At 65.0% G+C, this 11,790-nt stretch carries 9 protein-coding genes; 4 read left to right on the forward strand and 5 right to left on the reverse strand.

From position 1 onward, the window contains the following. Window positions 1–50 precede the first annotated feature (50 nt). Complete coding sequence (locus QOJ24_RS07500) at window positions 51–791, reverse strand: hypothetical protein (protein WP_526260360.1); 741 nt, start codon at window positions 789–791, stop codon at window positions 51–53. A gap of 31 nt (window positions 792–822) precedes the next feature. Between QOJ24_RS07500 and fadD11 the strand changes: the two genes are divergently transcribed. Both fadD11 and QOJ24_RS07510 read left to right on the forward strand, forming a co-directional pair. Then, window positions 823–2,643, forward strand: coding sequence for a fatty acid--CoA ligase FadD11 (fadD11, locus tag QOJ24_RS07505; RefSeq protein ID WP_526260361.1), 1,821 nt, complete (start codon window positions 823–825; stop codon window positions 2,641–2,643). Then, complete coding sequence (locus QOJ24_RS07510) at window positions 2,640–3,041, forward strand: SRPBCC family protein (RefSeq protein ID WP_526260362.1); 402 nt, start codon at window positions 2,640–2,642, stop codon at window positions 3,039–3,041. The genes fadD11 and QOJ24_RS07510 overlap by 4 nt, the downstream gene beginning before the upstream one ends. Here the strand turns inward: QOJ24_RS07510 and QOJ24_RS07515 are convergent. Further along, entirely contained in the window at window positions 3,038–3,232 is a 195-nt protein-coding gene (locus QOJ24_RS07515) for a hypothetical protein (RefSeq protein WP_526260406.1), read from the reverse strand. The two genes, QOJ24_RS07510 and QOJ24_RS07515, sit on opposite strands and share 4 nt — an antisense overlap. 88 nt (window positions 3,233–3,320) lie before the next feature. On the opposite strand from QOJ24_RS07515, the gene QOJ24_RS07520 reads away from it, so the two are divergent. Both QOJ24_RS07520 and ilvA read left to right on the forward strand, forming a co-directional pair. Beyond that, a complete protein-coding gene (locus QOJ24_RS07520) occupies window positions 3,321–3,758 on the forward strand; it encodes a nitroreductase family deazaflavin-dependent oxidoreductase (protein ID WP_526260363.1) in 438 nt (145 codons plus the stop codon). A gap of 67 nt (window positions 3,759–3,825) precedes the next feature. Then, window positions 3,826–5,109, forward strand: a complete 1,284-nt coding sequence (ilvA, locus tag QOJ24_RS07525; RefSeq protein WP_526260364.1) for a threonine ammonia-lyase IlvA — start codon at window positions 3,826–3,828, stop codon at window positions 5,107–5,109. Between the two features lie 498 nt (window positions 5,110–5,607). On the opposite strand, the gene treZ is transcribed toward ilvA, so the two are convergent. The 3 genes from treZ to glgX are packed head-to-tail and all read right to left on the reverse strand — an operon-like array spanning window position 5,608 to window position 11,752. Continuing rightward, on the reverse strand, window positions 5,608–7,338 hold the full coding sequence (gene treZ, locus QOJ24_RS07530) for a malto-oligosyltrehalose trehalohydrolase (RefSeq protein ID WP_526260365.1): 1,731 nt from the start codon (window positions 7,336–7,338) through the stop codon (window positions 5,608–5,610). Beyond that, a complete protein-coding gene (gene treY, locus QOJ24_RS07535) occupies window positions 7,331–9,616 on the reverse strand; it encodes a malto-oligosyltrehalose synthase (RefSeq protein ID WP_526260366.1) in 2,286 nt (761 codons plus the stop codon). The genes treZ and treY overlap by 8 nt, the downstream gene beginning before the upstream one ends. 3 nt (window positions 9,617–9,619) lie before the next feature. Then, window positions 9,620–11,752: a glycogen debranching protein GlgX gene (glgX, locus tag QOJ24_RS07540; RefSeq protein WP_526260367.1), complete on the reverse strand. Its 2,133-nt coding sequence runs from the start codon at window positions 11,750–11,752 to the stop codon at window positions 9,620–9,622. Window positions 11,753–11,790: the final 38 nt, after the last annotated feature.

Below are 11,790 nucleotides of genomic sequence, written 5' to 3' on the forward strand. Positions count from 1 at the left end.
GGTCGCAAGCCCCATGACTGCGAACGTACTCCTGTTTCCTGGCTGAACAATCAGCCCAAAACGTTCACCGCCCTTGATATTACGAGCGCGGCAGTGGACAGCGCGACCAACGCCTGCACCGTCATCATCGCCTTGGCCCAGCGTGCCAGCGGCATGGTGTCGGTGGGAGAGAACGCCATCACGTTGGTGACGCTGACATAGAGATAGTCGACGAACGTCGGCCGCCAATCCGGCTTGGCCACGTTGGGTGTCGTCATCTGCGGGAACAGGAAATCGGGGTAGGGCCGCTCGCCGATGTGCCTGGCGAACGGCCCGCCCCGGTCGAGCTCCCAGTACCAGACACCGAACACGATGATGTTCGTCACGAAGATCGCGGCCCCGCTACCCAGCAGCACAGCGGCGTTGTTGCTCACCTCGCCAGAGATGATCCGTACATCGAGCAGTACCGCGCTGGCGGTGTTGTCGAGGGTGATGGCCCCCAGCAACAGCCATGTCGCGTATCTGCCGAACTGTGTTCGACGGCTCATCACCAGGGGGTTGATCGCCAGCAGAGCGAGGAGTAGCAGGCCTTCCAGAGCCAGCAGCGGCCAGCGTGGCATCACCGTGTAGCTCCTCGGAATCGCCACCTGCTGCGCCATCACTGCGAGCACCGCGAGGCGCACCGGTATCGCGCTCTCGGGGTCGCCGTGTCGAACCCAACCCGGCACCCGCTTCTCGGCATCGGCCGTCAACTCCTGGGCGAAGCGGATGAGGCGCTCGCGACGTACATCAGATTCCGGTGAACCGTCCATCTGCACAGTGTGATTGCCTAAGTTGGGAATCATGAGCACATCCGAGCGGCCTGCCACACTCTGTGAGGCCTTTCAGCGAACCGCCGCCATCGATCCGGACGCCGTTGCCCTGCGAACACCGGGTGGCGCGCAGACACTGACCTGGCGGCAGTACGCCGATCAGGTCCGCCAGGTGGCGGCTGGACTGGCAGGTCTCGGGGTGCGGCGCGGCGACACCGTGTCGTTGATGATGGCCAACCGCGTCGAGTTCTATCCGCTCGAGGTGGGCGCACAGCACGTCGGTGCGATCTCGTTCTCGGTCTACAACACGCTGCCCGCAGAGCAATTGGTGTACCTCTTCGACAACGCCGACACGAAGGTCATCATGTGCGAGGCGCAGTACGTGGACCGGATCCGGGCCAGTGGCGCCGACATCGACCACATCGTGTGTCTGGACGGCCAGGCCGACGGGACGCTTTCGGTCGACGACCTCATCGCCGCGGGCGCCGACGACTTCTACTTCGAGGCGTCATGGCGTGCCGTGCAAACCGACGACGTGGCCACGCTCATCTACACCTCGGGAACCACAGGCAATCCCAAGGGCGTCGAGATGACACACGCCAACCTGCTGTTCCAGGCGCACGCGGTCGACGAGGTGCTCGGCGTCCGGTTCGGAGATCGAAGCACGTCGTTCCTGCCGACCGCCCACATCGCCGACCGGATGGGCGCCCTCTACCTCCAGGAGGTGTTCGGCACCCAGATCACCACCGTCTCTGATCCGCGGGCGATCGCGGGAGCGCTGGCGGATGTGCGGCCGACGATTTGGGGTGCCGTGCCCCGGGTGTGGGAGAAGCTCAAGGCCGCAATCGATTTCGCGGCGGCCAATGAGCCGGACGAGACCAAGCGGATGGGCCTGCAGTGGGGCCTGGCGGTGGCAGCGAAAAAGAGCGCGGCGCTGGTGGCCGGTGAACCGGTGCCCGACGATGTCGAAGCCGAGTGGGCGCAGGCCGACGAATTGGTGCTCTCGAAGCTGCGCGAAAAGCTGGGCCTTGAGCAGGTCAGGCATGCCGTTTCGGGCGCCGCGCCCATCCCGAAGGAGACGCTGGCGTTCTTCCTCGGCCTTGGCATTCCGATCTCCGAGGTATGGGGTATGTCGGAACTCAGCTGCATCGCCACCGTCGCGCATCCGTCGGAGACCCGGCTGGGCACTGTCGGCAAGTTGGTGCCCGGGATGGAGGGCCGAATAGCCGAGGACGGCGAGTTCCTGGTCCGCGGGCCGCTGGTGATGAAGGGCTATCGAAAGGAACCGAAGAAGACCGCGGAGGCCGTCGACGAGGACGGCTGGCTGCACACCGGCGACGTGATGGAGGCCGACGAGGACGGCTTCCTGAAGATCGTCGACCGCAAGAAGGAGCTGATCATCAACGCGGCGGGCAAGAACATGTCGCCCGCCAACATCGAGAACACCATCAAGGCGGCGTGCCCCCTCGTCGGCGTGGTGCTGGTCATCGGCGACGCCCGCCCGTACAACACGGCGCTGATCGTCCTCGACGCCGAGTCGGCAGCCCCGTACGCGGCGCAGCACGGTTTGACCGACGATTCTCCGGAGACGCTCGCTGCCCACCCGGACGTGATCTCGGAGATCGCGGCGGGTGTCGCCGCAGGCAACGCGAAACTGTCCAAGGTGGAGCAGATAAAGCGGTTCCGGGTGTTGCCGACCTTCTGGGAGCCCGGCGGGGACGAGATCACGTTGACGATGAAGCTCAAACGCAAGCCGATTCACGAGAAGTACGGCGCGGAGATCGAAGAGCTCTATGCACCCGACATTGCCGAAGCCGTGCACGAGCCGAAGGCGACGAGCGCAGCGCAATGACCTCCCGCCATGTCAGCGTCTGGATCGACGCCGCGCCCGACGTCGTCTACACCATCGCCGCCGACCCTAAGCAGTTGCCTCGGTGGGCGTCGGGGCTCGCTGAGGGCGGGTTGCGACAAACCGCCGACGGCTGGGTCGCCGATTCGCCGATGGGCGAGGTGATCGTCGAGTTTGCGCCCGCCAACGAGTTCGGGGTGCTCGATCACGTGGTGCGGATGCCGTCAGGGGAGTCGGTGTACAACCCGCTGCGGGTGATTCCCGCCGGGGAGGGTCATCCCGGTTGCGAGGTGGTGTTCACCGTGCGTCGGCGGGCCGGGATGTCCGATGAGGAATTCGAAAGCGACGTGGCGACGGTGACCGCCGATCTGAACCGGTTGCGAAGGCTGGCCGAGGACTAGCGGCGCGACGCGGCGACCCGCAGCCCGAGCCACACGGCCGTGGCCGAGGCGGCTGCGGTGAGGACGGCCGGCGCAGCACTTGCGGTGACGACTCCCACCCCGATAAGCACGACCGCACCGATCAGCAGGGCGGCGAGCTTGTACACCGGCCAGGGCACCCCGGCGATCAACACTTCGTCGCGCACCGTCATAGCTTCACGATAGCTCGTAAGGAAGGTTTCGGGCAACCGAAACGGCGGATCAGGGCTGACCGTTTCCTTGTCGGCATAAGCTGTTGGCATGCCACTTTCCGGAGAATATGAACCGAGCACGTCCGACTGGGCCCGCGAGAACGCCGAGAAGTACATGGAGTCCGGGGGCACCGAAGGCACGGAGCTGAAGGGCAAACCGGTCATCCTGTTGACGACCATTGGCGCCAAGAGCGGCAAGGTTCGCAAAACCCCGCTGATGAGGGTTGAGCACAACGGCGAGTACGCGGTGGTGGCGTCCCTGGGCGGGGCGCCCAAGCATCCCGTCTGGTACTTCAATGTCAAGAAGAACCCTCGTGTGGAGTTGCAGGACGGCCCTGTCCACGGCGATTACGTGGCCCGCGAGGTCATCGGCGACGAGAAGGCGGCCTGGTGGGAACGCGCCGTCGAGGCCTGGCCGGATTACGCCGAGTACCAGAAGAAGACCGACCGGCAGATCCCGGTCTTCGTGCTGACTCCGGTGAGCTGAAACTCACTGCCCTCTGCTGAAAATAACTCGTTTTGGTCGGGAAACACCGAGATGTCACCATTGATCGGTGTCCGCTGACCTGAGCCAGAGCCCCCGTACGTCGCCGCCGGTATCCGCGGCCGACATCGATGCGGCCGCTCAGCGAATCTCCGACGTGGTCACGCGCACGCCGTTGCAGCTCAGCGAACGGCTTTCGGAAGCCGTCGGCGCGACCGTGTACCTGAAGCGCGAGGACCTCCAGGCGGTCCGCTCATACAAGCTGCGCGGAGCCAACAACCTGCTGCGGCAGTTGTCGGCCGACGAGATCGCCGCGGGGGTGGTGTGCTCCTCGGCGGGCAACCATGCGCAGGGTTTCGCGATGGCATGTCGATCGATGGGCATCCGCGGCCGGGTCTACATCCCCGCCAAGACGCCGAAGCAGAAACGCGACCGCATCCGCTACCACGGGCGCGAGTTCATCGAGTTGATCGCCGTCGGAAAGACCTACGACGAAGCCGCCGCAGCAGCGCTTGACGACGTCGCGCGCACCGGCGCCACCTTGGTTCCCCCGTATGACGACCCCCGCACGATTGCGGGGCAGGGCACCATCGCCGTCGAACTACTCGATCAACTCGACGGCGAACCGGACCTGGTAATCGTGCCCGTCGGCGGGGGAGGATGCATTTCGGGCATCACCGCCTACCTTGCCGAACGGGCCACGCGGACTTCGGTGCTGGGCGTCGAGCCTGCCGGTGCGGCGGCGATGATCGCCGCGCTCGCCGAGGGACACCCCGTCACCCTCGAACACGTCGACCAGTTCGTCGACGGCGCCGCGGTCAATCGAGCCGGAGAGCTGACCTACGCCACCTTGGCCGCGGCGGGAGACATGGTGTCGCTGACCGCCGTTGACGAGGGCGCGGTGTGCACGGCCATGCTCGACCTTTATCAGAACGAGGGCATCATCGCCGAACCGGCGGGGGCGCTGTCGGTTGCCGCGTTGTTGGAGGCCGAGATCGCGCCGGGATCCACTGTGGTTTGCCTGATCTCGGGCGGCAACAATGACGTGTCGCGGTACGGCGAGATCCTCGAGCGGTCGCTGGTGCACCTCGGGCTCAAGCACTATTTCCTGGTCGACTTCCCGCAGGAACCGGGCGCGCTGCGGCGGTTTTTGGACACCATCCTGGGCCCGGGCGACGACATCACGTTGTTTGAGTACGTCAAACGCAACAACCGGGAGACCGGTGAGGCGCTGGTCGGCGTCGAGCTCAGCTCCGCGGCCGACCTCGACGGTCTGCTCGAACGGATGAAGGCGTCGGACATTCACGTCGAGACGCTGGAGCCCGGTTCGCCGGCGTACCGCTATCTTCTCTGACCGACCCTTCCACCTGAACGACGCATTCATCGTTCGCGCGAAAGATGGCCTCTAGCGGAAGGTCTCGCTCGGCGGCGACTTCGGTCAGAAGCGTCGCCCACTGCCGGTCCAAATCCGAGACACCACCGACGCCTGGTCGTGTTATCAGAAGCGCCGCAGTGGTTGCGGGTTCGAACTCGTAAAGGATCCAGTGCAGTCGAACCAGGACGTCGTCGACATAGTCCCGACGAGGAAAGGGCGGCATCGGAATCTGGGTCATGGTCTTGTGCAGCCGTCGGTCGCAGGCTAGGAAGCCGACCCACAGCAGTCGTTGGCCGAACCCGAGCGGACCCATGAGTGCCCGCCACCGTTGTCGGAGATCGGCGGGCGAATGCACAGGGTCGGTGGCGGATTCCAGCGGCGGAATGGGCAGCAATTCGCTGTGTGTCATACACGCATCATGAGCGCCGACAACGACCAGAGGACGTGAGCTATCCACAGTTGCACCCCTGCTGTGGATCAGCGGTTGACACCTCGCGTGATTGCGAAAGAATGCCCGGCCAGTCGCGTGCGTTCGCCATCCACGCTCGGGTCGCCCCACGCCAGGACAACCTCGCCGGTGACAGGGACCACCACGTCGTCGACGTTCAGATTGCACGCGATCGCCAGTGAACCGCGGTGCATGACGATCCAGCGCTGGTCTTCATCGAAGTCGACCCTCATGTCGTCCAACCACGGGTCGGCCATGTCTGGATCGTTGTGTCGCAGCGCCAACAGGTCGCGGTAGACGCGCCGCAAACGACCGTGGTCGCCCTCGTCGATCTCGTCCCACTTCAGTTTGGACCGAAGGAATGTCTCGGGGTCCTGCGGATCCGGGATTTCGTCGGCGTCCCAACCATGTTCGGCGAATTCCCGCTTGCGGCCCTCGGCGGTGGCCCTGGCCAACTCGGGCTCGGGATGGCTGCTGAAGAACTGAAACGGGCTCGACGAACCCCACTCCTCACCCATGAAAAGCATTGGCGTATAGGGCGATCCGAGTGCAAGCGCGGCCTTGACAGCCAGTTGGCCAGTGCTCAGGTTCTGCGAGGGCCGGTCGCCGATAGCGCGATTGCCCACCTGGTCGTGCGTCAGCGTGTAGGCCAGCAGCCGGGTGGCCGGGATCGTCGCGGTGTCCAGCTCGCGGCCGTGACGCCGATGCCGGAACGATGAGTATGTGCCTGCGTGGTAATAGCCGTGCTTGAGTGTCTGCGCCAGCGTCTGCAGCGACCCGAAGTCGCCGTAGTATCCCTGCCGTTCCCCAGACACCGCAGCGTGAATAGCGTGGTGGATATCGTCGTCCCACTGCGCGGTCATCCCGTAGCCACCCTGCTCGAGCGGGGTGATCAGGCGGGGGTCGTTTTTGTCGCTCTCGGCTATCAGCGACAGTGGCCGCCCCAACTCCGCTGCCAACGACTGGGTTTCGCGGGCCAGCTCCTCGAGGATGTGAATCGCCGTCGTGTCCACCAACGCGTGCACGGCGTCGAGTCGTAGGCCGTCGGCGTGGAAGTCGCGCATCCAGCGCAGTGCGCAGTCGATGATGTACCGCCGCACTTCGTCGGCGTCGGCATCGGCGATGTTGATGCCCTCGCCCCACGGGTTGCTGCCGGTCGACAGGTAGGGCCCGAACTTCGGCAGGTAGTTCCCGGACGGACCGAGGTGATTGAAGACCGCATCGATCAGCACCCCGAGTCCGCGATTGTGGCAGGCATCTATCAGCCGCACCAACCCGTCGGGGCCACCGTACGGCTCGTGCACGGCGTACCAGAGCACACCGTCGTAGCCCCAGCCGTGTGTGCCGCCGAATGCGTTGACCGGCATGATCTCGACGAAGTCGACACCGAGATCGACGAGGTAGTCCAACTTTTCGATGGTTGAGTCGAAGGTGCCCTCTGCGGTGAATGTGCCGATGTGCAGTTCATAGATGGCGCCACCCTCGATCGAACGGCCTTTCCAGTCGGCGTCGCTCCACGCGTCGGGGGCCGGGCGCCACAGCTGCGAGCGTTCGTGCACGCCGTCGGGCTGTCGCGCCGACCTGGGGTTCGGTAGGACCTTCGGGTCGTCGTCGAGAAGGAACCCGTATCGGGCGTCGGGTGCGGTGTCGACGTCTGCGCGCCACCAATCGTCGTCGGATCGCGTCATCGGGTACACCGTGCCGTCGACGTCGAGTTGTACCCGCTCGGGCCGTGGCGCCCATACCGCGAACTCAGTCATCGATGCGCTCCAACAGGGCGACGGGCAGCTCGGAGAACAGGTCGGCAGGGGAGACCTGCCCACTGAACCGGCCTGCGCCGAGGCGGTCCTGCCATGTTCCGGCGGGAAGGGGCAGAAGCGTGTTATCCCAGCCTGTTTCGGCGAGCCTGATGGAGTGCCGCGTCGCCGCGGTTATCACGTCGGATCCGCGGAGAAAGGCTGCCACATGCGCGGAGGCCGAGCCTTGGGCGAGCAGCGGCCGGTAGGGACCGCCGACGAATTCGGCGGGCTTTTCGCGACGCAGGCGCAGCGCGGCGTTCACCACGCGGAACTTGGGATCGCTGGCGGCGTCCAGCGCTGCGCGCCTGACCCGATAATTCACTGGCCGTCGGTTGTCCGGATCGACCAGGCTGTCGTCCCACAACTCGGTGCCCTGGTAGACATCCGGGACGCCGGGCGCGGTCAGCTGAATGAGCTTCTGGCCGAGGCTGTCGCTGCGGGCGTGCTTGTCGAGCTGCGCCAGCAGCGACGTCAGCTCGGTGGCCAGCGGCCCGTCGATCAGTTCATCGATCCAGGCATGAACCTTCTGCTCGAATCCTTCGTCGGGGTCATTCCACGTCGTGTGCACGGCGGCTTCCCGAATCGCCTTGTCGGCGTACTCGTGTAGACGGCCGCGCAGCTCATCGGTGACATTGCCGTCGACAGGCCAGACGCCGAAAATGTTCTGCCACAGGAACAAACCTGTCGTCGGGTCGGGCGGTGATACACGTTTTTCCCACGCGCCGACGAACTCCGCCCACAGCGACGGCACCTGCGACAGCACGCCGATCCGGGCCCGCACGTCCTCGCCGCGCTTGGTGTCGTGTGTGGTCAACGCCGTCATGGCCGCAGGCCACATGTCGGCGCGCACCTGCGCCCGCTGATGAAATTCGGCAATGCTCACCCCGAAACGGTCGGGCTCGCCGCCGACCTCGTTCAGTGAAACGAGGCGTGCGTCACGGTAGAACAGGCAGTCCTCCATCGACTTCGCGGTGGCCGCCCCGCACAACTGCTGGAGGCGGACGGCCGACTCATCGCCATCGCCCACCGCGGTGGCGACGATGGCGAGGGGTTCGGCCAGATCAGGCCGCGTCCCGACGGTTTCGGCCAGCGCGATGGGCAGCACCAACGACAGGTTCTGATAGTCCGAGCGGTACACGTGGACCCGACTGAGTAGGGCGGCGACTGCGTCTCCAAGGTCCGGATGGGTCAGACCGGTCTCGGCGGCGATCGCCCGGCAGAGCCGTCCCAACTCGCTTGCGAGGGTGCCGATGACGGCGCGGACCTTGAGTGACCGCGCCAGCTCCGGCATTTCGCCGTACGGCGATCCGGTCGAGTCGACGAGGTCGGTGAGCGGGCCTGCGCCTGCGGGATCGATGAACAGCCCACCGGTCTCGCGCAGGGCGTCGTACCCCGTCGTGCCTGCCACGGGCAGGCTCGGATCGAGGGGCTCGTCGACGGCAAGTATCTTCTCGATGACAATCCAGGCGTCCGGTCCGGTGATCTCACGCAGCCACCTCAGATAGCTTGCGGGATCGGATAATCCATCCGGGTGGTCGATACGAAGGCCGTCCACCAGGCCTTCGTCGAACCAGCGCTTCACCTCGATATGGGTGGCATCGAAAACGGCGCGGTCCTCTTGCCTCAGCCCGGCCAGCGAGGTGATCGAGAAGAACCGACGGTAGCCGCATATCCCGCTGCGCCAGCCGATGAGGCGGTAATGCTGACGTTCGTGTACCTCTCGGCCGGCGCCCGAGCCTGTCCCCGGTGCGATGGGATAACCGAGGTCGCCGAGGCGCAGTACGTCGCCGTCCACCACGAGGTCGTCGACATCGCCGTCAGCACCCAGAACCGGCAACACGATTCGGCCGTCGTCCAGCGTCCAGTCGATATCGAAGAACGAGGAGAAAGCCGAGTCACGACCGTGTTTGAGGACGTCCCACCAGTATTTGTTCTGCTCGGGCGCGTCGACGCCGAGGTGGTTGGGAACGATGTCGACGATCAGACCCATACCGCGCGACCGTGCTGCCGCCGACAGCCGGGCCAACCCTTCGGCACCGCCGAGGTCAGCCGACACCGCCGTCGGGTCGGTGACGTCGTACCCGTGCGTCGAGCCGCGTGTCGCGGTCAGGATCGGGGACAGGTAGAGATGTGAGACTCCGAGATCATCGAGATAGGGCAAAAGGTCCTCGGCATCGGCGAAGGTGAAACCGTCGCCGCGCATCTGGAGTCGATACGTCGACAAAATGGGAAAAGCCATGTCTCAAGCGGTCTTTCGGAGAACTAGAAGCGACCTAGGATGCAGCGAGATCTTCTCGCCCGCCGCGACGACGACGTCGGTGTCGCCTTGCGCGTCGGCCGTATCGAGCTCGGCGGTCCACTCGCGGGCGTAGGCGAGCTTGGGGGCAACGAAATCCTGTTCCTGATCGTGTGCGTTGAAGCACAGCAGGAACGAATCGTCGACAACCCGATCACCGCGCTCATCGGGTGTCGGGATGGCGTCGCCGTTGAGGAACACCGCCACGCACTTGCCCAGCCCGGTACCCCAGTCTTCGGGTGTCATCTCGCTGCCAGCCGGGGTCAGCCACGCGATGTCGCGCGCCTGGTCGCCGGTGCGGATCGGCTTACCCTCGAAGAACCGACGACGACGGAACACCGGGTGTTTCCTTCGCAGCTCGGTTACCTTGCGGGTGAACGCCAACTGGTCGGTGTTGGTCTCGCACATCGACCAGTCCATCCAGCTGAGTTCGGAGTCTTGGCAGTAGACGTTGTTGTTGCCCTTCTGGGTGCGCCCGATCTCGTCGCCGTGCGACAGCATCGGGGTGCCTTGGGACAGCATCAGCGTGCCGATGATGTTGCGCATCTGTTTACCGCGCAGCGCCAGGATTTCCGGGTCGTCGGTCGGACCCTCGACGCCGCAGTTCCACGACCGGTTGTGACTCTCGCCGTCGCGGTTGTCCTCGCCGTTGGCCTCGTTGTGTTTCTCGTTGTAGGACACCAGGTCGTTCAGCGGGAAGCCGTCATGGCACGTCACGAAGTTGATGCTCGCGCTTGGCCGCCGCCCGGTGGCCTCGTAGAGGTCCGATGAACCGGTCAGTCGTGAGGCGAATTCGCCGAGTGTTGCGGGTTCGCCCCGCCAGTAATCGCGCACAGTGTCGCGATACTTCCCGTTCCACTCGGTCCACAAACCTGGAAAATTGCCGACCTGGTAGCCGCCCTCGCCGACGTCCCACGGCTCAGCGATCAGCTTCACCTGGCTGATCACGGGATCTTGCTGGACCAGGTCGAAAAACGCTGAAAGCCGGTCGACCTCATAGAACTCGCGCGCCAGCGCCGAAGCCAGGTCGAAGCGGAAACCGTCGACGTGCATGTCGAGCACCCAGTACCGAAGCGAGTCCATGATCAGCTGCAGGGTGTGCGGATGCCGGGGGTTGAGACTGTTTCCGGTGCCGGTGAAGTCGCGGTACAGCCGCAGATCGTCGTCCATCAACCGGTAATAGGCGGCGTTGTCGATGCCGCGGAAGTTGATCGTCGGCCCGAGGTGGTTTCCCTCGGCGGTGTGGTTGTAGACCACATCGAGTATCACCTCGATGCCCGCCTCGTGGAAGGTCCGAACCATGGTCTTGAATTCGGCGACGGCACCGCCGGCGTGCCTGCTGGACGAGTACTGGTAGTGCGGCGCTAGGAACCCGAAGGTGTTGTAGCCCCAGTAGTTCCGCAGCCCCAGGTCGATCAGTCGGTGATCGTGCATGAACTGGTGTACCGGCATCAGTTCGATCGCGGTGACGTTGAGCGACTTGAGGTGGTCGATGACGGCGGGGTGCGCCAACCCGGCGTAGGTACCGCGCTGCTCCTCGGGGATGGCGGGATGAGTCTGGGTGAGCCCTTTGACGTGCGCCTCGTAGATGACAGTCTCGTGGTAGGGCGTGCGAGGTGCGCGATCGGACGCCCAGTCGAAGTACGGGTTGATGACGACGCTGGTCATGGTGTGGCCGAGCGAGTCGATCTGCGGCGGCGTGCCGCCTGACGCGAGATCATCGGCCTTGAGGTCATAGGAGTACAGCGCCTGGGTGAACTCGAAGTCACCGTGGAACGACTTCCCGTACGGGTCGAGCAGCAGCTTGCTCGCGTCGCACCGATGGCCTGCTGCCGGATCCCACGGCCCATGGACCCGGAATCCGTAGCGCTGTCCCGGTGTCACCGTCGGCAGATAGGCGTGCCACACGTAGCCGTCCACCTCGTCGAGGTCGATCCGCTCCTCGGAGCCGTCCTTGGCGATCAGGCACAGCTCGACCATTTCTGCGACCTCGGAAAACAGCGAGAAATTGGTGCCCGCGCCGTTGTAGGTGGCACCGAGCGGATACGGACTGCCTGGCCACACGGTCGTTGAAGACATCATCCGACCTTATCGGCGCCGTAGGTCCGACGCGCGGC

The sequence above is a fragment of the Mycobacterium sp. genome (genome assembly GCF_032159775.1).
In the GTDB taxonomy this organism is placed as follows: domain Bacteria; phylum Actinomycetota; class Actinomycetes; order Mycobacteriales; family Mycobacteriaceae; genus Mycobacterium.

What these genes read in the sequence shown, in the direction of transcription:
- QOJ24_RS07500 (WP_526260360.1), bottom strand. Translation starts at nt 791, where the DNA reads ATGGACGGTTCACCGGAATCTGATGTACGTCGCGAGCGCCTCATCCGC.
- fadD11 (WP_526260361.1), top strand. Translation starts at nt 823, where the DNA reads ATGAGCACATCCGAGCGGCCTGCCACACTCTGTGAGGCCTTTCAGCGA.
- QOJ24_RS07510 (WP_526260362.1), top strand. Translation starts at nt 2,640, where the DNA reads ATGACCTCCCGCCATGTCAGCGTCTGGATCGACGCCGCGCCCGACGTC.
- QOJ24_RS07515 (WP_526260406.1), bottom strand. Translation starts at nt 3,232, where the DNA reads ATGACGGTGCGCGACGAAGTGTTGATCGCCGGGGTGCCCTGGCCGGTG.
- QOJ24_RS07520 (WP_526260363.1), top strand. Translation starts at nt 3,321, where the DNA reads ATGCCACTTTCCGGAGAATATGAACCGAGCACGTCCGACTGGGCCCGC.
- treZ (WP_526260365.1), bottom strand. Translation starts at nt 7,338, where the DNA reads ATGACTGAGTTCGCGGTATGGGCGCCACGGCCCGAGCGGGTACAACTC.
- treY (WP_526260366.1), bottom strand. Translation starts at nt 9,616, where the DNA reads ATGGCTTTTCCCATTTTGTCGACGTATCGACTCCAGATGCGCGGCGAC.
- glgX (WP_526260367.1), bottom strand. Translation starts at nt 11,752, where the DNA reads ATGTCTTCAACGACCGTGTGGCCAGGCAGTCCGTATCCGCTCGGTGCC.